Genomic DNA, 19,552 nt, shown 5'->3' with positions numbered 1-19,552 from the left:
GCGGGGACGGGAGACGACGAAGCCCGCCGACACACGGTCCAGGGGCGTGGACCGCGCGCCGACGGGCGGCTCGGTGTCGCGGGAGCTCCCGCGAGGTGTCGTCGACCCGTCGGGTCAGAGGCCCTGCCAGTCGGGCTTGGACGCGTACGTCTGGCGGTAGTAGTCGCCCAGCTGCAGGCGCGAGGCCGCCGCGTCGTCGACCAGGACCGTGGCGTGCGGGTGCATCTGCATGATCGTCGCGGGCCACATCGCGCTCACCGGGCCCTCCACCAGCTGGTGCACCGCCTCCGCCTTGCCCTTGCCCGTGGCCAGCAGCACCAGGTGCCGCGCCGACATGATCGTCGCCAGACCCTGCGTCAGACAGTGCCGCGGCACCCGCTCCACGTCGTCACCGAAGAACCGCGCGTTGTCCTCGCGCGTCTGCGCCGTCAACGTCTTGATCCGCGTCCGCGACGCCAGGCTCGACCCCGGCTCGTTGAACGCGATGTGCCCGTCCGTCCCGATCCCCAGGATCTGCAGGTCCACACCCCCCGCCCCCGCGATCGACTCCTCGTACGCCGCGCACGCCGCCACCAGGTCCTGCGCGTTGCCGTCCGGACCCTGCACCGCACCCGGAGCGAAGTCCACCCGCGAGGCGATCTCCGTCTCGATCACGTTGCGGTACCGCTGCGGATGATCGACCGGCAACCCCACGTACTCGTCCAGCATGAACGCCCGCACCCCCGCGAACGACAACCCCTCCTGCACATGACGCCGCACCAGCTCGTCGTACACCTTCAACGGCGACGACCCCGTCGCCAACCCCAGCACCGCCCCCGGCCCCGACCGCACCACCGCCTCCACGGCATCCGCAGCCAGCACCGCCAACCGCTCCGCCGGAGCGATCACGACCTCCATCACAACACCTTTCGACGGCCGACGAGAGCAGCGCCCACGGCGGCGACCGGGACGTCCGGCGGCGCGAGGGAGACCCGCTCCGACAGACGCAACGAGGACAGGAAGGGGGACGTGCTCGACTGCGCGTCGAGCGCGTCGCGGACCGCGTCCAGCAGCGGCTGGCCCAGCGCGGACACGCCGCCGCCGAGCACCACGTGGCGCACGTCCACCGTCAGCTCGAGGATCCGCACGGCGGAGGCGACGGCGGACGCGAACTCGTCCTTGATCCGGATCGCGTCCGGGTCGCCCGCGGCCGCGGCCTCGAAGAGCTCGGCAGGGGCCGGCCGACCGTGGCGCGACGGCCAGCGCGCCGACACGGCGGAGCCCGACGCGTAGACCTCCACGCACCCGCGCTGCCCGCACGCGCACTCGGGCCCGCGCGGGTCGATCGGGATGTGCCCGATCTCCCCCGCCGCGCCGCTCACGCCCCGGCGGAGCTCGCCGCCGAGCACGATGCCGGCCGCGAGCCCGGTGCCGAGCGCGAGGAACGCGAGGTCCTCCCCCTCCGCGCCCCGCAGGTGCGAGGCACCGAGGGCGGCCACGTTGAGGTCGTTGTCGACCTGGACCGGGACGCCGCCGAGCTCCGCGGACAGCGCCTCGGCGAGGGCGAAGCGTCCGCCCTCGATGCCGAGGTTCACCGCGTGCACGACGGAACCGTCGGCGGGGTCCACCAGCCCGGGGACCCCGACGCCGACGCCGTCGACGTCCGCGAGGTCACCGCAGGCGCGCCGGACCACCTCGCGGACCGCGCGCGCCGCGCTGGACACGACGCCCTCCGGTCCGCGCACCGTCGGCAGGCGCAGGGTCTCGCGCGCGACCCCGTCGGAGCCGAGGAAGGCCGCGAGCACCTTGGTGCCGCCGATGTCGAGGCCCACCGCGCTGCCCGGGCCCCCGGGACCGCGTCGTGACGCGGTCCCGGGGCCGGGGCGTCCGGCCAGGGCTGCGGCCGCCTCGCCGTCGAGCGAGGCAGCCGTGCTCAGGTCGCTCACGTCAGCCCTTCACCGCACCCGAGACGAGGCCACCGGTCATCCTGCCCTGGACGATGACGAAGAAGATGACCACCGGGATCGCCACGATGACCGAGCCGGCCATCAGCGCTCCCCAGTTCGTCGCCATCGTCGCCTGCTGGAACGTGCGCAACCAGACCGGCAGCGTCATGGACTCCGGCCGGGACATGATGATCAGCGCCATGAGGAACTCGTTCCACGCCTGGATGAACGCGAAGACACCGGTGGCGACGAGGCCGGGCGCGAGCAGCGGGAACGTCACCTTCCAGAACGCCTTCGGTCGCGAGCACCCGTCGATCATGGCCGCTTCCTCCAGCTCCGCGGGCACGCCTTGGACGAAGCCTCGCAGGGTCCAGATCGTGAACGGCAGCACCGCGGAGATGTAGACGAACGCCAGCCCGGTGATCGTGTTGAGCATCTGCCAGCCGTCGATGATCCGGAAGATCGAGATCATCATGGCCTCGCCCGGGATCATCTGGATCACGAGGAGCGCGACGATGAACGACTTGCGGCCCTTGAACGAGAAGCGCGTGATCGCGAGCGAGGCGAGGAAGCCCAGGATCATCGAGACGACCAGCGTGATGAGCGTGACGGTGATCGAGTTGACCATCGCGGGCGGCAGCGGCGCACGACGGTCGTCGGTCCACACGTTCACGTAGTTGTTCAGCGTGAAGACGTCGGGGGTCGGGAAGAAGTGCAGGTCCGTCCCACGGATGAGGTTCGTCGGCAGGAACGACGTGTTGATCATCCAGTAGACGGGGAACGCCGACGCGACGAAGACGACGATCGCGATGATCGAGTAGACGACGTTCGCCGCGCGCTTCTTGCTCTGTCCCTCGCGCCGCGTCTTCCGGCCACCGCGGTCGGGGACCGCGGCGCGGGAGACGGGGATCGTCGGGGTGGAGATGGTGCTCACAGTTCTTCCTCCCGGACGGTCCGGCGCACGTAGTAGAACGAGATGCCGAGCATGATGAAGACGAAGATGACGGCGATCGCGCCGGCGACACCGTAGTGCCCCTGGGCCATGCCCATCTGGTAGATGTACACGCCGATCGTGTTCGTCTTCTCACGGTCGCCGCCGATGCCCTGCAGGGCGTAGACCTGCGTGAAGACGCGCAGGTCCCAGATGATCGACAGCACGATCAGCACCGTGTAGATGCTCCGCACGTAGGGGACCATGATGAGCCGGAACCGCTGGAACGGCGTCGCGCCGTCGAGCTGCGCGGCCTCGAGGACCTCGCCCGGCACCTGGGTCAGGCCCGCGTAGAGCGTGAACGCCACGAACGGGATCGCGCCCCACACGATGATGAGCGTCAGGATGAGGAAGAACTGCATCGGGTCGAGGAGCCACGAGTGGCCCATCCAGTTGTCCCCGGTGATCTTCGTGAGGAAGTTGTTGACGACGCCGTACTCGGTGTCGAAGAGCCAGCCCCAGACGATGGTGCCGGCGAGGGGCGGCATCGCCCACGCGAGCAGCAGCCCGATGGACACGAGGAGGCGGAAGCCCTTGTTGAGACGCATCATGAGCAGCGCCACGAGCGTGCCGAACAGTATCGTCAGCGCGACCCAGACGACCATCAGGACGAAGCTGCGGAGCAGGACCGTCCAGAACCCGTCGACGTCGGTGAGGACCTGTACGTAGTTGTCGAAGCCCACCCACTCGGCCGGCACGCCCATGAGCTGGGCGCGCTCGTACTCCTGGAAGGACATGACGAACAGCTGGACCAGCGGGTAGCCGACCATGATGCCCAGCAGGATGAGCGTGGGGACCAGCAGCGACCACGGCAGGACCGGTGGACGCCGCTTCTTGGGGGGCCGCACGGACGCGCGCGGGGGCGCTGTCCGGGGCTCGAGAGTGGTAGAGCTCATTTCCTCACTCCGTCGGATGGTGCGCGGTGGTGCGCAGTGATGACGTGCGGGACGCGTCGTGCGAAGGGTGGGGACCCCGGAGAGATCCCCACCCCTGACGAGCGTCCGGTGCCGTCCCGGGCGGACCCGGGGCGGCACCGGGCCGGCTCAGCTGTTGAGGATCTGCTCGATCTTCGCGTCGAGCTCCTCGGCGACGGTCTTCACGTCGTCGCCGTTGGCGATGCGCGTGAAGGCCGTCTGGAGGACGTTCTGCGCCTCGACGTCAGCCCACTTCGGCGACACCGGCGTGACCTGCGTGTTCATCGCGGCATCCACACCGGCCTGGGCGATCGGGTTGTCCGTCGGCACCTTCTCGGCGAGCGAGGTCTTGGCCGGGATCAGGCCGTTCTCGGCGAGGATCGTCTGGTACTCGTCGCTCATCATGATGGCGTAGGCCTTCACGGCGAGCTCGGGGTTGTTCGACTTCGACGCGACCGCGAGGTTCGAGCCACCGCCGAAGACCGTCGCGGTGCCGCCGTCCTTGCCGGGCAGCGGGAGCGCGGTGAGGTCGGAGCCGTAGGTCGACTCGCAGCCCGGCGTCTCCGCGTCCTCCGGAGCCTTGATGGACCACTGGATCCACGTCGGGGCGGAGAGGTACGCGACCTTGCCCTCGCAGAACGGCACCTGGAGGTCGGTCTCCTGGCCGTCCTTCGGGGCGTGCGAGGCGTTGGCCATCAGGTCGGCGACCTGCTCCATGCCCTTGAGGCCACCCTCCGAGGAGAAGCCCGCCTCCCAGGTGCCGTCCTCGCCCTGCTCGGCGATGAAGCCGCCGTTCTCCCAGATGAAGGGGAGAGCGTTGTACCAGTCCTGGCCAGGCCAGTAGAGGCCGGACACGTCCGGGGTCGTGAGGGCCTTGGCGCTCGCGACGTACTCGTCGAGCGTGGTCGGCACCGCGGCGCCGCCCGTGACCTGGGGCGAGTAGAACACCACGCGGGAGCCCGCGTAGTACGGCAGCGCGTAGTGCTTGTCCTCCCACGTGCCGGCCTCGACGAAGGCGGGCAGGAGGTCGTCGCCACCGTAGGACTCGAACTCGTCGGCGGTGATCTCGCGGAAGTAGCCCGCGGAGGTGAACGCGGCGGACTGCGTGTTGCCGACCTCGACGACGTCAGGGCTGTCGGAGCCCGAGAGCGAGGTCGTCAGCTTGTCGACGAGGCCCGTCCAGGACTGCTCCTCGATCGTGAGAGTGCTGCCCGGGTTCTCCTCCTCGAACGTCGTCTTGAGGTAGTCGCGGGCCGCGTCGGGGGTGTCGGAGCCCACGAGCCAGACGCGGATGTCGCCGGAGGCGGCCTCGCCGTCGCCGGAGCCGTTGTTCTCGTTCCCGCCGGTGCTGCAGGCGGTCAGCGCGAGCGCCAGGGTGATCGTCGACGCCACGGAGGCGGCGACGAGACGGTTCCTCTTCACTGGGTGCTTCCTCTCGGTGATTCTTGGTGGTGGCGGCGATGCCCCCACCGGAGGTGTGGCAGGAGTCCTGCGTAATCGAGCGTGTGCAGGGGTGCTGCTGTGTTACTGCGTTCCTGGGGGTGCTGCACTGGGGGTCCCAGGAGGTCGTGAGGGGCGGGTCGTGGCCCGCGCCCCGGTCGGGCAGAGCGGGTCAGGCGGAGCGTCGTCGGCTCACGAGACCCCCAGCTGTCCGGAGAGGACGAGGACGGCGGCCCCAGCGAGGACGACGTCTTCGTCGAGCGTGGCCATCCGCACCTGCAGCCCGCTGCCGATGACCGGCATGGTGCGGGAGCGGATGGTCTCGAACGCCGACTCGCGCAGGGGGCCGTCGAGCAGGTCCGCAGGACCGCTCACGAGCACCTCCGCGAGGTTGAGCGCACTGACGACAGGGGCCAGGGCGATGCCCAGCGTCCTGCCCACCGACGCCAGCACGGCGTCGGAAGCCTCGGTGTCGAGCCCGTCCACCGCGCGGCGCAGCGCCGGCACGGACAGGACGGTCTCGAGGCAGCCGCGGCGCCCGCAGGCGCACGGCTCGCCGTCCTCGACCACGGTCACGTGGCCGAGCTCGCCGGCGGCGTCGGCGTGCCCGTGCACGCGCGCGCCGTCGACCATGATGCCGGCGCCCACGCCCTCGCCCACCGTGAGGACGAGCAGGCCGTCCCCGGCCGCTCCCCCGAACGTGAACTCGCCGAGCGCGGCGATGTTGGCGTCGTTGGCGACGTGGACCGCGAGCCCGAGCCGCTCCGTGAGCTGGGCGGCGAGCGGGACGTCGTACCAGCGGCGGTTCGGCGCCTCGATGACGCGGCCCTCGGCGTCGACGACGCCGGGCGACCCGATCCCGACGCCGATGACCGGCTGGGTCGCGGACGCGATGAGGCCGCGGCAGAAGCGCATGAGCAGGTCGACGAGCTCGGTGCCGGTGCGGCCGTCCACCGCGAGGCTCTGCCGGACGACGAAGTCGCCCGTGAGCGTGACGACGGCGCCGCGCAGGACCTCGTCGTCGGTGAGGTCGACGGAGACGATCTGGTAAGCGCTCGTGCGCATGCCGACGAGGATCGCGGGCTTGCCCACGCGCTGCCCCGGGCGGACGCCGAGCTCCTCGACCAGGCCCTCGGCGATGAGCACGGAGACGAGGTCGGAGATGGTCACGCGGGTGAGGGACGTGGCGCGCGCGAGGTCGGCGCGCGACGTGGGGCCCTCGTGGAACAGGTGCTGCAGCACGAGCGACCGGTTGTGGGCCCGAGCGTGCTCGGGGAGCACCTTGGAGGTCGGCCTGAGCCCTGTGCTCAGTCGCCTCCTCGGTGCGCCGGCGCCGGTGACTGCCGTTGTCATGTTTGTTAGTAGACTGCCTTTACTAAGTGGCTGTCAACTCTCTCCCGGCTTCGTGACCGAAATGTAGCCGAGGAGGCCGCGACCCGGGACCTTGGTCCCACGGCCCGCGCGCGTCACGGCGTCGCGGCGATCCAGCCCCGCGCGCCGGCGTGCTCGACGGAGCGGGACGCGACCAGCACGGCGTCCTCCAGCGCCGCGCGCCACGACGACCCACGCGCCGCCGCCGCGGCGAACGCGCCGTGGACCACGTCGCCCGCACCCAGGGTGTCGACCACGCGGCCCGGCCGCGGGACCGCGACCTCGTACCTCTCCCCCTTGTCGAGCACCTCGACGGGCCGCGGACCGCGGGTCCGCGCGACGAACCGCGGTCCGAGCGCGGCGACGGCGTCGAGCACGTCGCCCGTCGCGACGCCGGGCGGCCGGAAGTCCGCCGACACGACGACGGCGTCGCACAGCCCGATCATCGCGGGCGCGTCGCGCTTCCAGGAGCCCCCGTCCAGCACGACGGCGCACCCGCGCTCCCGCGCGCGGCGCGCGACCCGGAGCGCGAGCCCCGGGTGGTGACCGTCGAGCAGCAGCACGTCCCCGGGGCCGAGCTCGTCCAGCAGGTCCGCCGTGCGACCCGGCGCGACGAGCCGCGCATCGGTGAGGTCGCCGAAGCCGGACGCGTTGGTGCTCACGACCGCACGCTCGCCGGTCGCGCGCGTGACCAGCACCGTCGAGACCGCGGGCTGCACCGCCCCGGCGACGCCGTCCGCCGCGTCGACGAGCGCGACGCCGGAGGACTCGAGCTCGGACCGCACGACCGCGGCGAGGGGCCCGTGGCCCACGGCGGTCACGAGGGTCGGCGGGACGCCGAGCGCGACGGCGGTGGCCGCGGCGTTCGCGGCCGGGCCTCCGAACGTCGCGGCGAGGGACCGCGCGACGACCTTCTCGTCGGGTCCGGGCAGGGCGTCGACGACCTGGACGACGTCGAGGGTCACGAGTCCGCAGCACACGAGCACGCACCCATCCTCGCGCGGGGACCGGCGCGCCCGCACGGCGCCGGGCGACGGTCGGATCACGGACAGTTCACAAGACGGTCACGATGTGGGTGCGACTGTCCGGTTCGCGCGGTTGGCCCCCTACCCTCGCAGCATGCGGACCACTCGCCCTCTCGCCGTCGTCGCCGCGCTGGTGCTCGGCGGCGCGCTCCTGGCCGGCTGCTCCGCGACGCCGGGCGCCGGCGACGCCGCCCTCGACTCCGGCGCGGGGTCCGAGGCGGCGGTGGTCGACGGCACCGACACCTCGTCCGGCGCCCCGGCCGGGATCACGACGGGCGACGAGGACGCCGTGGTCGAGGCGGACCGCGAGATCGTCACGACCGGCTCGGTGACCGTCGTCGCGAAGGACCCGTCGGCTGCCGCCGAGCAGGTCGCCGAGCTCGCGGAGAGCGCGGGCGGGCGGGTCGAGAGCCGGCGGCAGTCCGAGCCCGAGGGCGACGCGCGGCCCACGGCCGAGCTGACGGTGCGCGTGCCGGCGGCCCAGACGACCGCGACCGTGGACGCGCTCGGTCAGGTCGGCGAGGTGCGCGACCTCGCGATCGAGGCGGTCGACGTGACCGGCACCGCGCGCGACCTCGACGCCCGCGTCGCGGCGCTCACCACGTCGGTCGAGCGCCTGCGGACACTCATGGGCGACGCGGCGACGACCGCGGACCTGCTCGCCGCCGAGCAGGAGCTCACGACGCGCCAGGCGGAGCTCGAGTCGCTCCAGTCGCAGCGCGCCGCGCTCACGGACCAGGTCTCGATGTCCACGCTGCACGTCACCGTCGTGCAGGTGGTGCCGACGGAGCAGCTCGCCCCCGGCGGATTTCTCGGCGGGCTGCAGAACGGCTGGAACGCTCTGCTGACCACGCTCAACGGCCTGGTCGTCGTCCTCGGCGCGCTGCTCCCGTGGCTCGTCGTGGTCGGCCTCGTCCTGCTCGTCGTGCGCTGGGTGCTGCGCCGGGTGCGCCGTCGCGCGCAGGACGGCGGTGCTCCCCCGGCCGACGACGGCGGCACGGGGCCGGACGACGACCCGCAGGCGCCGTCGTCGGGACGGGCTCCGCTCGTCGGGGCGTCCGCCCGTGACTGAGCCCGTCACCCCCGAGGGCACCGGTCGCGTCGCGCGCCTGTGGGCCGACGACGAGGGCACGGCCCGGCTCGCCGGCCACCTCGTGACGCGCGTGTGCACGCACTGGGACACGGTCGGGCCGCAGACGTTCCCCCGGCACGTCAACCCGGAGCCGCGCGTGCAGTGGCGGGCTCACCTCGACGGCACGGCCGGCGACGAGGACCTGTACAGCGACGATCCCGGCGCGCCCCCGCTTCCCCGTGACGACGACGCCCGGCTCGAGGTGCGGGGGCGGCGGCTGCGGCTCGAGTGGCTCGAGGGCGACGAGGCGGCGACGGCCTGGGAGCGCCACGGCTGGTGACGCGAACGAGCGCCGGGACGACGACGGCCCGCACCCCGAGAGGGGTGCGGGCCGTCGCCGCAGGGGTGGAGGTGCGGGGAATCGAACCCCGGTCCGGTGACGCCGATCGAGGACTTCTCCGGGCGCAGTCTGCTGTCGTTTTTCTCGGCCCCCGCACTCACGCAGACAAGATGCGGACGGGCTCAGTCACCTGAAAGTCCCCGCAGCCCCGGTGACGAGGACTGCGAGCAGTGGCTCTCTAGATGACGCCAGGATCCGAGTCGAGAGCTAGCTCGGGCTGACGGACTTCGGGGCTCGCTCAGGCGGCGAGGGCGAAGTCGGTGCGCTTGTTATCGGCACCTGTGTTTTGCAGACATCGTTTACGAGATAAGCCTGCATCCTCGGCCCGCTTCTCCTCGAAGCACGACCACCGTCGAAACCGATCACCCCCTGTGTAGTTGTCAAGCACTGCGCGGCGCCCGGGCGGACCCGGACCTCGTGCAGCAGGTCCAGCCTACGCGATCAACGCCGTGCCCCGCACGGATATTTCCGCGGGCCGGGTACCGGCGGTCGCGCACCGCCGGTACCCGCGTCGCGGCTACTTCTTCCGGCTCAGCGAGTCGACGAGCAGCCCGCCGGCGATCCCGAGGAGGAACACGTCCTTCGCGAGCCCGGTCCCCTGCTCGGTGGGTCGCACCCCGTCCTCGCGCGTCATGCCCGGCGTCTTGAGGTACATGCCGACGAGGCCGGCCGAGAAGACGCCGAGCCCGACGGCGACGAGCCCGGTCGGGACGAAGGGCGCCACGAGGGCCGCGCCGAGCGCGATCTCGGCGGTCGACAGGGTCTTGGTGAACTGCTTCGGCTCGACGTCCCCGAGGAACGAGTACGTGCCGGCGGCCATCCCGTGCAGTCCCTGCGCGGTCTCCTCGTCGGCACCGCGCTTGCTCAGGCCGGAGTTGAGGATGTACGCCCCCGCCGCGAGGCGCGGGATGTACTGGCGGAGCTTGACCATGGGGCCTCCTGGTTCGCGGTCGTCGTCTCGCCCTCGACCGTACGTCGAGGGCGACGGCGTCACCAGCGGGTGGGGCCGGCGTCGGGCATAGGACCGCGTGCGGGACGCCCCGCGCGGCGTCAGCGCAGCTCGCGCTGCCGCATGGCGCGCTGCGCCTCGCGGTTGTCCTGCTTCTCGCGGAGCGCCTGGCGCTTGTCGTACTCCTTCTTGCCGCGCGCGAGCGCGATCTCGACCTTGGCGCGGCCGTCGAGGAAGTACAGCGCGAGGGGCACGATCGTGTGCCCCTTCTCGCGCGTCTTGGACTCCAGGCGCAGGATCTCCTCCTTGTGCAGGAGCAGCTTGCGCTTGCGGCGCGGGGCGTGGTTGTTCCACGTGCCCTCGGTGTACTCGGGGATGTGGACGTTCTCGAGCCAGGCCTCGCCGCGGTCGACCGCGACGTAGCCGTCGACGAGCGACGCCCTGCCCATCCGCAGCGCCTTGACCTCGGTCCCGGACAGGACGATCCCCGCCTCGTACACGTCCTCGATCACGTAGTCGTGGCGTGCCTTGCGGTTGCTGGCGACGACCTTGCGGCCGCTGTCCTTCGCCATCCGTGTCCTACCGTCCTTCTCTGCTGTCGGTGCTGTCGCCCGGGTGCTCGTCCGGGGCACCGTCCGTGCGCCGGCCCCGAGCCGTGCGGGCGCCCCAGCGTACGGGTGCCCGACGGCGCCCGGTACCGATTATCCCCCGGGTGCGGTCGCGCGGGGGCCGGGGGCGGGTGGGGCGCGACTCCCGGAGCGCGACCCGGCTCGGTCAGCGCAGCACGGACATCGGGTCGATCGTCGACCCGTTGACGTACACCTCGAAGTGCAGGTGGCACGCCCCCGAGAGGCCGGTGTTGCCCGAGTAGCCGATGACGTCGCCCTTGTTGACGGTCCGGCCGGACGACACCGCGAAGCGCGTGAGGTGGTTGTAGCTCGTCATGAGGTTCTTGCCGCCCACCGTGCCGTGGTTGACGAGCACCTGGTTGCCGAAGCCGTTGCGCCACTGGGCGTGGACGACCGTCCCGGGCCCGGCCGCCATGATCGGCGTGCCGCAGTAGGCGCGCAGGTCCGTCCCCGCGTGCAGGCGGTAATAGCCGAGGATGGGGTGCAGGCGCATCCCGTAGCTCGAGGTCACGTAGGGCACCGCCGTCGGGTACGACAGGAAGCTCGAGATGCTGCCGCGGTCGCCGCCGGAGGACGAACCGCCACCTCCGCCGCCGCCCCCGCCGGAGGACGACCCGCCACCGCCACCGCCTGCACCGCCGCCGCCACCACCGGACTGCTGGCTCTGCTGCTGGCGGCGCGCCTCCTCCTCGGCGGCCTTGCGGTCGCGCTCGGCCTGCTCCGCGATGATGCCCTTGATCTCGCTCTGCAGGGACTGCTGCGCGGCCTCGTTCTCGGCGACCTTGGCCTCGGCCGCGGACTTGCGCTCCTCGATCGTCGCCTTCTTGGCCTGCTGGTCGACGATCAGCTGCTCGACCTCGGCCTTGCGGTCGGCCGCGGCCGTGCGCGCCGCCTCGGCGGCGACGAGGTTCTCGTCCGCCTGCTGCTTGAGGTCCGTGACCGTCTCGCGCACCGCCTGGAGGCGCGCCTCGCGGTTGCGCGACACCGACTCGGCCTCGAGCAGCTCCTGGAGCGAGCGGGACTGGCTGCGCGCCGCCGTCGAGGAGACCGCGTACTCCGCGATGAACTCCTCGGTGCTCTGCGCACCCGTGACGATGCCGAGGCTCGAGACGTCGCCCTGGCCGCGGTACGCCTGGCGCGCCATCTCGGCGATGCTCGACTTGGCGTCGGCCACCTCGGTCGCGCCGCGCTCGATCTCGGCGCTGATCGCGGCCTCCTGGCCCAGCGCGTCCTCGAGCCGCTGCGCGAGCAGCTCCGCCTCGCGCTGCGTCCGCTCGACCTCGGCCTGGGCCGCGTCGAGCTCGGCCTGCGCGACGGGCAGCCGTGCCTCGATGGCCTGGAGGTCGACGACGGCCTGCGCGAGCGCCGCGTCCGTGTCCTCGAGCTCGGACTGGAGCTGCTCGCGGTTGCCGAGGATCTCGGACTGGCGACGCTCCGCCGCGGCACGGCGGTCGTCGATGTCGTCGGCGGACGCCGAGGCGACACCGCCCACGAGGAGCAGGGTCGTGGCGATCAGAGCCGCTGTCGCGCGGCGGAGGTCCCGGGTCATCTCACACCCTCGTGTGGCGGTTGAGCGTGACGACCGAGGACACGGCCGCCAGCAGGAAAGCGATCCCGACGAGCACGGGTGCGATGCGCAGCACGTCCGCCTCGTCGACGTAGGCCACCCACGTCACGGACTGGGACAGCCAGTCCGTGACGAGGTACTTCACGCCGACCCAGAGCCCGCCGACCGCCAGGACCGCGCCGAGCACGGCGGCGATCGCGCCCTCGAGGAGGAACGGGAGCTGGATGAACAGGTTCGACGCCCCGACGAGCCGCATGATGCCCGTCTCGCGCCGTCGGCTCAGCGCGGAGAGGCGGATCGTCGTGGTGATGAGCAATACGGCCGCGAGCAGCATGACCGCCGCGAGACCGGCCGCGAGCAGGGACGCGCGGTTGAGCGCGAGGAACAGCGAGTCGAAGATGCGGCGCTGGTCCTCGACCACCTCGACGCCCGGCCGCCCCGTCACGACGTCGTTGACGACCTCGTAGTTCTCCGGGTTGGTGAGCTTGAGGCGGAAGGACGCCTGCATGTCGTCCACCGTGAGCTGCGTGCCCAGGTACCCGTCGGGGTAGCGCTCGGTGAACGCCGCGAACGCGTCGTCCTTGGACTCGAAGTAGACCGTCTGGATCTCGTCGCCGAGCTCGGTGTCGAACAGGTCCTCGATCGCCGCGATCTGGTCGGGCGTGGCCTCGCCGGCCGCGCACGTGGGCGACGGCGACCCGGCCGGGCAGAGGAAGACGGACACCTCGACCTTGTCGTACCAGTCGTCCTTGAGCTTGCCGATCTGCGCCTGGAGCAGCAGCGACGACCCGACGAACGTGAGCGAGACGAAGGTGACCAGCACGACGGAGACGGCCATGGAGACGTTGCGCCGCAGGCCCTGGCCGAGCTCCGCGAGGATGAACTGGAGTCGCACGCCGCTCACTCCCCCGCCGTCGCGTCGACGTGGCGACGCGTCGAGCGTCGCCGGGGCAGCGGGGGCCGGCTCGACGCGTCGACCGCGGGCGTCGCGCCGGTCGCCGTCGTCCGGTCCGGCGCCTCGGCCGGGTCCTGCGTCGAGGACGGCGCCGGGTCGGGCGCCGCGGACGGGCGCGCGGTCCGGCGCACGACGGCGGTCGGCGCCGACTCGGGCGCCGGGCCGGTCGTCGGGTCGGGGATGACCTGGCCGCGCGCGCCGTACGAGCCGTGCGCCTGGTCGCGCACGAGCGTGCCGGTGTCGAGCTCGACGACGCGGCGGCGCATCTGGTTGACGATCTCCTCGTCGTGCGTCGCCATGACGACGGTCGTGCCGGTGCGGTTGATGCGGTCGAGCAGGCGCATGATCCCGAGGGACGTCGTGGGGTCGAGGTTCCCGGTCGGCTCGTCGGCGAGCAGGATCGGCGGGCGGTTGACCATGGCGCGCGCGATGGCGACGCGCTGCTGCTCACCGCCGGAGAGCTCGTGCGGGCGACGCTTCTCCTTGCCCGCGAGGCCCACCATCTCGAGCGTCTCGGGCACGGTGATCGCGATGGTGTGACGCGGCTTGCCGATCACCTGGAGCGCGAACGCGACGTTCTCGAACACGGTCTTGTTGGGCAGCAGGCGGAAGTCCTGGAAGACCACCCCGATCTGGCGGCGCAGCTTGGGGACGTTCCAGCTCGACATCGACCCGAGGTCGCGGCCCGCGACGAAGACCTTGCCCTTCGTCGGGCGCTCCTCGCGCAGGACGAGGTGCAGGCACGTCGACTTGCCGGAGCCGGACGCGCCGACGAGGAAGACGAACTCGCCGCGCCGGACCTCCAACGACACGTCGTCGACGGCCGGCCTCGCGCCGCGCGCGTAGACCTTGGTGACGTTCTCGAAGCGGATCACAGCGGCACGTTCCTCGGGTCGGGGGTCGATCCGTGGACGAACAGGGTTCGTCGCACGATCCCGAGGGTAGGCATGCGTCTGCGGCCCGGCGGGGCGGACACGCCGCGCCCGGGTGCATCGATCCGTTGCTCGGATCAATCGGCCCGGGGCGGCCGCGGAGGGTCAGGCCTCCTTCTGCACCCCGCGGCGCCAGCGGATCCCGGCCTCGATGAAGTCGTCGATGTCGCCGTCGAACACCGCCGAGGGGTTGCCCACCTCGTGCTCGGTGCGCAGGTCCTTGACCATCTGGTACGGCTGCAGCACGTAGGAGCGCATCTGGTCGCCCCAGCTCGCCTTGATGTCGCCCGCGAGCTCCTTCTTCTTCGCGTTCTCCTCCTCCTGGCGCACGAGCAGCAGGCGGGACTGGAGCACGCGGAGAGCGGCGGCGCGGTTCTGGATCTGCGACTTCTCGTTCTGCATCGAGACGACGATGCCCGTCGGGATGTGCGTCATGCGCACCGCGGAGTCCGTCGTGTTGACCGACTGCCCGCCCGGGCCCGAGGACCGGAACACGTCGACCTTGATCTCCGACTCCGGGATCTCGATCGAGTCCGTCTGCTCGATGAGCGGGATCACCTCGACCGCCGCGAACGACGTCTGGCGGCGGCCCTGGTTGTCGAACGGTGAGATTCGCACGAGGCGGTGGGTGCCCGCCTCGACCGACAGGTGGCCGAACGCGTACGGCGCCTTCACCTCGAACGTCGCGGACTTGAGCCCCGCCTCCTCGGCGTACGACGTGTCGAGGACCGTCGTCGGGTAGCCGTGGCGCTCCGCCCAGCGCAGGTACATGCGCAGCAGCATCTCGGCGAAGTCGGCCGCGTCCACGCCACCGGCGCCCGCGCGGATCGTCACGACGGCCTCGCGCGCGTCGTACTCGCCTGCGAGGAGGGTGCGAACCTCGAGCTGGTCGAGGTCCTTGCGGATGGCGGCGACCTCGTTCTCGGCCTCGACGAGGGTGTCCTCGTCCTCCATCTCCTGGCCCATCTCGACCAGGGTCTCGACGTCGGCGATGCGCTGCCCGAGCTTCTTCACCCGGTCCAGCTCCGACTGCGCGGCGGAGAGCGCCGACGTCACCTTCTGCGCCGCGTCGGGGTCGTCCCACAGGTCGGGCGCCGACGCCTTCTCCGAGAGGTTCGCGATCGTCGCGCGCAGCTCCTCCGGGTCGCTCACGCTCTCGATGGACTCGAGCGTGCTCCGCAGCGCCTTGATCTCGGACGGGAAGTCGATGGTGGCCACGAGGTTCAAGGTTACGCGACCCCGCGCGCGGTCGGCGCCGTCGCGCGAGGTCACCGCGAGGGATCAGCGCGGGGTCTCCTCGCGGGGTCCGCGCGCGGGCCGCCGCGGGCGACGGCGCGGGGGTCGGCGCGGGGGTTCGGCGCCGCCGGGCGAGGGCCGCCCGACGGCGCGTCGCCGTCAGTCCTTCGTGCCGCCCTGCGGGGCGGAGCCGCCCGCGGTCGACGGCGCCGGCTCGGCGGTCGTCGCCTGCTGGCGGCCCTCGTCGCGCGCCTTCGCGAGCATCGCCTCGAGGCGCTGGCGCCGGCGTCGGCGGTCGTCCCGGACGCCCACGATCACGACCACGACGATCGCGAGGAGCAGGAGCTGCGGCCACGGGACCGCCCACGTGGTGACGGTGACCGTGACCGGCTCGAGCGGCGCGTCCACCTGGTCGTCGCCGACGACGGTCGGCGTCACGGTGATCGTCGTGCTGACCGGCCCGAGCGGCCAGACGTCGGCGAACGCGACCTTGCTCCGCAGGGATCCGCCCGGCAGGACCTCCCCGAGCGGCTCCGCCGTCGCCTCGTCCGTCACGGCGCCGAAGAGGGCGGACGTCGCGACCTGGCCCTCGGCGCCGAGGCGCACGTTGCCGTCGTTGGCGACGTCGTAGGAGACGCTGAGGTCGCCCGCGGCGAACGGGTTCCACGACGGCGCGTAGGAGGCCTTGACGTCCTCGATGGCGAGCGCGGGCTGGATCTCGCCGGTGACGCGCGTCGTGACGCGGAACCCGACACGGCTCTCGACGCCGACGCTCGTACCGCCCTCGCCGCCGCCCGTGCTCGTGACCGACGCGGCGATGCCCGCCGGGTGGTCGCCCGGGGTCGCGTTCTCGGGGACCGTGATCGTGTACGGGACGACCACGGTCTCCTTCGGGCCCACCTCGACGCTCTCCTGGACGGTGAACCACGTCCCCGCGTCGGTGGACTCCTGGTCCGAGGAGAGCATGTTGAAGCGCCCGTTGGCGGTGAGATAGCCGTCCGCGGCCTTGAGCGCGAACGTGGCCGGCACGTCGCTGAAGTTCGAAACGGCGATGTGCTCCTCGACCGTCGTGCCCGGGTCGGCGACGAGGTCGACGCCGCGACGCCCGTCGGGACCGTTCGCGTCCGCGGGCTTGGCGCCCCACGTGATGCGTTCCTCGGTGTCGAGGGGCATCACCGTCGGCAGAGCGCTCACGACGTCGGCCTGCGCGCTCGCGGCGCCGGCGTGCGCGCTCGTGGCGGCGGTCGTCGCGGACGCGGCGACGGCGAGCGGGGTCGCGGGCAGGAGGCCGACGGCGAGGGCGGTCGCGGCGAGGACGAGACGACGCCCGCGACCGCGGGACGGGGACCCGGTGCGGGCGGGGTGCGTTGGTGCGGGGATCACGCAGGGGCTTCTCTCCGTACGACGACGGGTCGCCCGCCCGGCACGACCGTGGTCGTGCGGGACGGTGCGACCCGTCGTGTGACTACTCGGTCGGTGCCCGGCCGGAACCGGTCACCGGGACGTCGGGACGGCTCAGTCCTCGAACAGGGACAGCGTGATGGTCGAGTTGTACGCGCCCGGCGCGACGTCCTCGCCCGTGCGCAGCGTGAGGTTGGCGCCGGCGGTCCAGGAACCGGGGTTGACCTCGGTCGAGTCGAACGTCGAGACCAGGAGCTCCTGGTCGACGAGACCCGGGCCGTCCTCGAGGGAGGGCTCGACCGGCTCGCCCTCGGAGACCAGCCCGGTGTCGCCACCGTCGACGAGGGTCGGGGCCCAGCCGAGGTTGTCGGCACCGATCTCGCCCGCGTCGCCCGTGAAGGCCGACGCGCTGCCCAGCACGTACCAGTAGGCGCCCTCGGGCACCTCGGTCCGCGTGTCGGTGACGGTGACCTCCGGCAGCGCACCGTTGAACTCGCGCGTGCCCTCGACCGACGACTCGTCGGCCTCGGTCAGCTCGGTCGAGTTCGAGGCGACGCTGAGAGCGAGGTTGCCCGGCTCCACGTTGGACTCGATCTCCACGGAGACGTCGACGTCGGTGCCGTCCACCGGGTCGGCGGAGGCGGCGGACGCGAGGGCGACCGTGCCGATGAGCATCGCACCGAGGGCACCCCCGGCGACGAGCTTCTTCGTTGCTCGTGCGTTCATGTTGTAGCTCTCCATCGTTGGAGTTGTTGTCGGACCGGATCACCATAGCGGCGAACCTGGGGTTTTGACAGGGCCGAACCAGAAGTGGCCATCCAAAGTTAAGAAAGTGAACAAAGGCGCGCGAGCGCGCTCACGCGACGTTGCGGTATTCCTTTCCCTGGACGTTCTTCGTCGAACAGCAACAGGTGCTCACCACGCTCTGGCACGTGACTCTGCACGCACGATGATGCCATCACTCCACGCCCCGGTCACCCAGCTGATCATCGCGGGTCGCGCCCGCGCGGCAAGGCCGACCGACGCCGTGCGCCCGTCGCCGGTCGACGCGTCGGTCACCACGACCTCGCTCAGACCGGCGAGCGCCGCGGGGTTCCGGGCGAGATAGTCGTCGACGTCCGCGCGGATCCCGGCGTCGGTCAGCGTGAGGACGGCGCCCTCGACCGGCGGCGCGGCGCCGCCGGAGTAGAACGTCTCAGGGGTCGTCGAGTCGGCCGCCGTGAGAGCGAGCGCATCCGCGAGCGCGTAGAGCCGCTTGCGTTCGAGGTGCACCTCCGTGGCGCTCACCACGACCGTCACGAGGAGCAGCGCGAACGCGACGAACGCGCTCGTGAGCAGCAGGATGCGGCCGTCCTCCTCCCGCTCGTCCGAGCCCCGGAGCCGCGCGACGAGCGCCGTCGACCCGCGCACGACCGCGCCGGACCGCCGCTCGGGAGCGCGTCCGGGTGCGCCCCCGGATGTCGGGGTGCCCCGAGGTGCCGCCGTGCTCGGAGGTGTCGAGGTGCCCGCGGGGGTCAGGGCGCCTACGGGTGCCGGCGTGCCGACGGGTACCGGCGTGCCTCCGCGTGTCGTTGCGCCCAGGGGCGACGGGGTGCTCATGGGTGTCGGGGCGCTCATGGGCGACGCGGCGCTCGCGGGCGACGGGGCGCTCACGGCCGCCGCGCCGCGTACGCGTCGACGGACGCGACGTGCCGCGCCTCCACGGGGACCGCGAGAGGGACGACCCCCCGCACGAACTCGGGCACGAGCGGGAGCGGCACGTCGAGCCGGACGTGCGCCGTCACCTCGCCGCCCGGCTCCAGGCAGACCTGTGACGAGCAGGCGATCGTCAGACCACCCGCGCCCGGGGCGAACCCCTGGTCGCCGAGCGCCAGGGCCACGGCCGCCGAGGCGAGCCGGGCGCCGTCGTCGCTCGACGGTGCCGTGACGAACGCGCGCGCCGCCTCGCGGGAGGCGCCCTCCACGGCGAACGTCGCGGCCTGCACCCGACCCACCGTGAGCACGAGGTAGAGGACCGGCAGGAGGAGGACGAGCGCGACGCCGAGGAACTCGACGACCGCGCTCCCCCGGTCCGAGCGCTGCCCCGTCAGCCTCGCGCAGAGCCGAGCGAGCAGGCGCGTCACGGGGCCTCCTCCAGCGCGTGACCGCGGACGGTGAGTGCTCCGGCCGGGCCGAGCAGCCCGACGACCGGGAGCGGCGCGGTCACCGTGACCTCGACGACGGGCAGACCGTCCACGACGGTCTGGCGCGCGACGACGTCCTGCGCGTACCGCGCCGAGAGCGCGGACACGACGAGGTCGCGCGTGCGGGCCACGCCGTCGTGGGGGCCGCGGTCGGCACGACCTGCGACGCGGGCGCCCTCCGCCGCGCAGTCCACCAGCGTCGCGCGCACGTGGACGGCGAGCGCGACCTGGACGACCCCGAGGAACAGCACGAGGACGAGGACGGAGACGAGGGTGAACTCGACGACGGCGGAGCCCCGCTCCGGGTCCTCGACGCCGACTTCCGCGCCACCGCGACGCACCACCTCAGGGGGCGCCGACGCTCGAGATGGCGTTGCTGAAGGCCTGCGTCAGCGCCGGCCCGGCGACGGCCCACAGGGCGATCACCAGCCCCGCCGTCATCAAGGTGATGAGCACCCATCCCGGTACGTCACCGCGTTCCGGGTCCTGACCGGTCAGCCGCCCGAGCGCGCCACGCGCTGCGGCGCGCACGGCCTGGTTCCCTCGACTCCACCCCTGCATG

Annotated in this window: 21 protein-coding genes and 1 other RNA gene; 2 read left to right on the top strand and 20 right to left on the bottom strand. The window is 72.3% G+C overall.

Annotated elements, in window-relative coordinates; all coding sequences use genetic code 11:
* Window positions 1-114: 114 nt before the first annotated feature.
* From nagB to HKK73_RS06895, 7 genes are all read right to left on the bottom strand, one after another.
* Window positions 115-897, bottom strand: coding sequence for a glucosamine-6-phosphate deaminase (nagB, locus tag HKK73_RS06925; protein ID WP_144681217.1), 783 nt, complete (start codon window positions 895-897; stop codon window positions 115-117).
* The gene (locus tag HKK73_RS06920; protein WP_232322591.1) at window positions 897-1,925 is read right to left on the bottom strand and encodes an ROK family protein; all 1,029 of its coding nucleotides are present in this window, start codon (window positions 1,923-1,925) and stop codon (window positions 897-899) included. The genes nagB and HKK73_RS06920 overlap by 1 nt, the downstream gene beginning before the upstream one ends.
* Before the next feature lies 1 nt (window position 1,926).
* Window positions 1,927-2,859 (bottom strand): carbohydrate ABC transporter permease, encoded by a 933-nt coding sequence (locus HKK73_RS06915; protein WP_034652152.1) that lies wholly within the window; start codon window positions 2,857-2,859, stop codon window positions 1,927-1,929.
* Window positions 2,856-3,812, bottom strand: coding sequence for a carbohydrate ABC transporter permease (locus HKK73_RS06910; protein WP_171467702.1), 957 nt, complete (start codon window positions 3,810-3,812; stop codon window positions 2,856-2,858). The genes HKK73_RS06915 and HKK73_RS06910 overlap by 4 nt, the downstream gene beginning before the upstream one ends.
* 147 nt (window positions 3,813-3,959) lie before the next feature.
* The gene (locus HKK73_RS06905) at window positions 3,960-5,252 is read right to left on the bottom strand and encodes an extracellular solute-binding protein (RefSeq protein ID WP_085388198.1); all 1,293 of its coding nucleotides are present in this window, start codon (window positions 5,250-5,252) and stop codon (window positions 3,960-3,962) included.
* 210 nt (window positions 5,253-5,462) lie between these two features.
* On the bottom strand, window positions 5,463-6,623 hold the full coding sequence (locus HKK73_RS06900; RefSeq protein ID WP_171467701.1) for an ROK family transcriptional regulator: 1,161 nt from the start codon (window positions 6,621-6,623) through the stop codon (window positions 5,463-5,465).
* A gap of 113 nt (window positions 6,624-6,736) precedes the next feature.
* Window positions 6,737-7,621 (bottom strand): PfkB family carbohydrate kinase, encoded by an 885-nt coding sequence (locus HKK73_RS06895; RefSeq protein ID WP_256380372.1) that lies wholly within the window; start codon window positions 7,619-7,621, stop codon window positions 6,737-6,739.
* A 139-nt stretch (window positions 7,622-7,760) separates the two neighbouring features.
* Between HKK73_RS06895 and HKK73_RS06890 the strand changes: the two genes are divergently transcribed.
* Together HKK73_RS06890 and HKK73_RS06885 are read left to right on the top strand one after the other, a co-directional pair.
* Window positions 7,761-8,738: a DUF4349 domain-containing protein gene (locus HKK73_RS06890; protein WP_137280241.1), complete on the top strand. Its 978-nt coding sequence runs from the start codon at window positions 7,761-7,763 to the stop codon at window positions 8,736-8,738.
* Window positions 8,731-9,078, top strand: a complete 348-nt coding sequence (locus tag HKK73_RS06885) for a hypothetical protein (protein WP_171467699.1) — start codon at window positions 8,731-8,733, stop codon at window positions 9,076-9,078. The genes HKK73_RS06890 and HKK73_RS06885 overlap by 8 nt, the downstream gene beginning before the upstream one ends.
* Before the next feature lie 63 nt (window positions 9,079-9,141).
* Here HKK73_RS06885 and ssrA read toward each other — a convergent pair.
* The 13 genes from ssrA to HKK73_RS06820 all read right to left on the bottom strand — a co-directional run bounded on the left by ssrA (window position 9,142) and on the right by HKK73_RS06820 (window position 19,551).
* Window positions 9,142-9,508: a transfer-messenger RNA gene (gene ssrA, locus HKK73_RS06880) on the bottom strand.
* Between the two features lie 147 nt (window positions 9,509-9,655).
* The gene (locus HKK73_RS06875; RefSeq protein WP_021482408.1) at window positions 9,656-10,069 is read right to left on the bottom strand and encodes a hypothetical protein; all 414 of its coding nucleotides are present in this window, start codon (window positions 10,067-10,069) and stop codon (window positions 9,656-9,658) included.
* A 119-nt stretch (window positions 10,070-10,188) separates the two neighbouring features.
* Window positions 10,189-10,659 (bottom strand): SsrA-binding protein SmpB, encoded by a 471-nt coding sequence (gene smpB, locus HKK73_RS06870; RefSeq protein WP_021482407.1) that lies wholly within the window; start codon window positions 10,657-10,659, stop codon window positions 10,189-10,191.
* A gap of 202 nt (window positions 10,660-10,861) precedes the next feature.
* Window positions 10,862-12,265 carry a M23 family metallopeptidase gene (locus HKK73_RS06865; RefSeq protein WP_171467698.1) on the bottom strand — a complete coding sequence of 468 codons (1,404 nt, stop codon included), beginning with the start codon at window positions 12,263-12,265 and terminating at the stop codon, window positions 10,862-10,864.
* Window position 12,266: 1 nt separating this feature from the next.
* On the bottom strand, window positions 12,267-13,178 hold the full coding sequence (ftsX, locus tag HKK73_RS06860; protein WP_021483124.1) for a permease-like cell division protein FtsX: 912 nt from the start codon (window positions 13,176-13,178) through the stop codon (window positions 12,267-12,269).
* A 5-nt stretch (window positions 13,179-13,183) separates the two neighbouring features.
* Window positions 13,184-14,113: a cell division ATP-binding protein FtsE gene (gene ftsE, locus HKK73_RS06855; protein WP_081599836.1), complete on the bottom strand. Its 930-nt coding sequence runs from the start codon at window positions 14,111-14,113 to the stop codon at window positions 13,184-13,186.
* Between the two features lie 162 nt (window positions 14,114-14,275).
* The gene (prfB, locus tag HKK73_RS06850) at window positions 14,276-15,388 is read right to left on the bottom strand and encodes a peptide chain release factor 2 (protein ID WP_031316541.1); all 1,113 of its coding nucleotides are present in this window, start codon (window positions 15,386-15,388) and stop codon (window positions 14,276-14,278) included.
* A gap of 177 nt (window positions 15,389-15,565) precedes the next feature.
* Window positions 15,566-16,789: a WxL protein peptidoglycan domain-containing protein gene (locus HKK73_RS06845; protein WP_212715457.1), complete on the bottom strand. Its 1,224-nt coding sequence runs from the start codon at window positions 16,787-16,789 to the stop codon at window positions 15,566-15,568.
* Window positions 16,790-16,921: 132 nt separating this feature from the next.
* On the bottom strand, window positions 16,922-17,533 hold the full coding sequence (locus HKK73_RS06840; protein ID WP_034653958.1) for a hypothetical protein: 612 nt from the start codon (window positions 17,531-17,533) through the stop codon (window positions 16,922-16,924).
* Window positions 17,534-17,722: 189 nt separating this feature from the next.
* The gene (locus HKK73_RS06835; protein WP_171467697.1) at window positions 17,723-18,217 is read right to left on the bottom strand and encodes a hypothetical protein; all 495 of its coding nucleotides are present in this window, start codon (window positions 18,215-18,217) and stop codon (window positions 17,723-17,725) included.
* Window positions 18,218-18,456: 239 nt separating this feature from the next.
* Window positions 18,457-18,930 (bottom strand): TadE/TadG family type IV pilus assembly protein, encoded by a 474-nt coding sequence (locus HKK73_RS06830; protein WP_253705830.1) that lies wholly within the window; start codon window positions 18,928-18,930, stop codon window positions 18,457-18,459.
* On the bottom strand, window positions 18,927-19,331 hold the full coding sequence (locus tag HKK73_RS06825) for a TadE/TadG family type IV pilus assembly protein (RefSeq protein WP_034653964.1): 405 nt from the start codon (window positions 19,329-19,331) through the stop codon (window positions 18,927-18,929). Before HKK73_RS06825 ends, HKK73_RS06830 begins: the two co-directional genes overlap by 4 nt.
* Window positions 19,332-19,335: 4 nt before the next feature.
* Window positions 19,336-19,551, bottom strand: coding sequence for a hypothetical protein (locus HKK73_RS06820; RefSeq protein WP_021483743.1), 216 nt, complete (start codon window positions 19,549-19,551; stop codon window positions 19,336-19,338).
* Window position 19,552 lies beyond the last annotated feature (1 nt).

Origin of the sequence: Cellulosimicrobium sp. 72-3, assembly GCF_013127315.1 — a bacterium.
Lineage (GTDB): Bacteria > Actinomycetota > Actinomycetes > Actinomycetales > Cellulomonadaceae > Cellulosimicrobium > Cellulosimicrobium funkei.
The sequence above is the reverse complement of the archived record's forward strand: the minus strand, read 5'-3'. Positions and strand labels throughout refer to the sequence as shown.

Bases quoted from the DNA above. Each gene is read 5' to 3' on its own strand.
- nagB (WP_144681217.1), bottom strand. From the start codon at position 897: ATGGAGGTCGTGATCGCTCCGGCGGAGCGGTTGGCGGTGCTGGCTGCG.
- HKK73_RS06910 (WP_171467702.1), bottom strand. From the start codon at position 3,812: ATGAGCTCTACCACTCTCGAGCCCCGGACAGCGCCCCCGCGCGCGTCC.
- HKK73_RS06900 (WP_171467701.1), bottom strand. From the start codon at position 6,623: ATGACAACGGCAGTCACCGGCGCCGGCGCACCGAGGAGGCGACTGAGC.
- HKK73_RS06890 (WP_137280241.1), top strand. From the start codon at position 7,761: ATGCGGACCACTCGCCCTCTCGCCGTCGTCGCCGCGCTGGTGCTCGGC.
- HKK73_RS06875 (WP_021482408.1), bottom strand. From the start codon at position 10,069: ATGGTCAAGCTCCGCCAGTACATCCCGCGCCTCGCGGCGGGGGCGTAC.
- smpB (WP_021482407.1), bottom strand. From the start codon at position 10,659: ATGGCGAAGGACAGCGGCCGCAAGGTCGTCGCCAGCAACCGCAAGGCA.
- HKK73_RS06865 (WP_171467698.1), bottom strand. From the start codon at position 12,265: ATGACCCGGGACCTCCGCCGCGCGACAGCGGCTCTGATCGCCACGACC.
- HKK73_RS06840 (WP_034653958.1), bottom strand. From the start codon at position 17,533: ATGAACGCACGAGCAACGAAGAAGCTCGTCGCCGGGGGTGCCCTCGGT.
- HKK73_RS06820 (WP_021483743.1), bottom strand. From the start codon at position 19,551: ATGCAGGGGTGGAGTCGAGGGAACCAGGCCGTGCGCGCCGCAGCGCGT.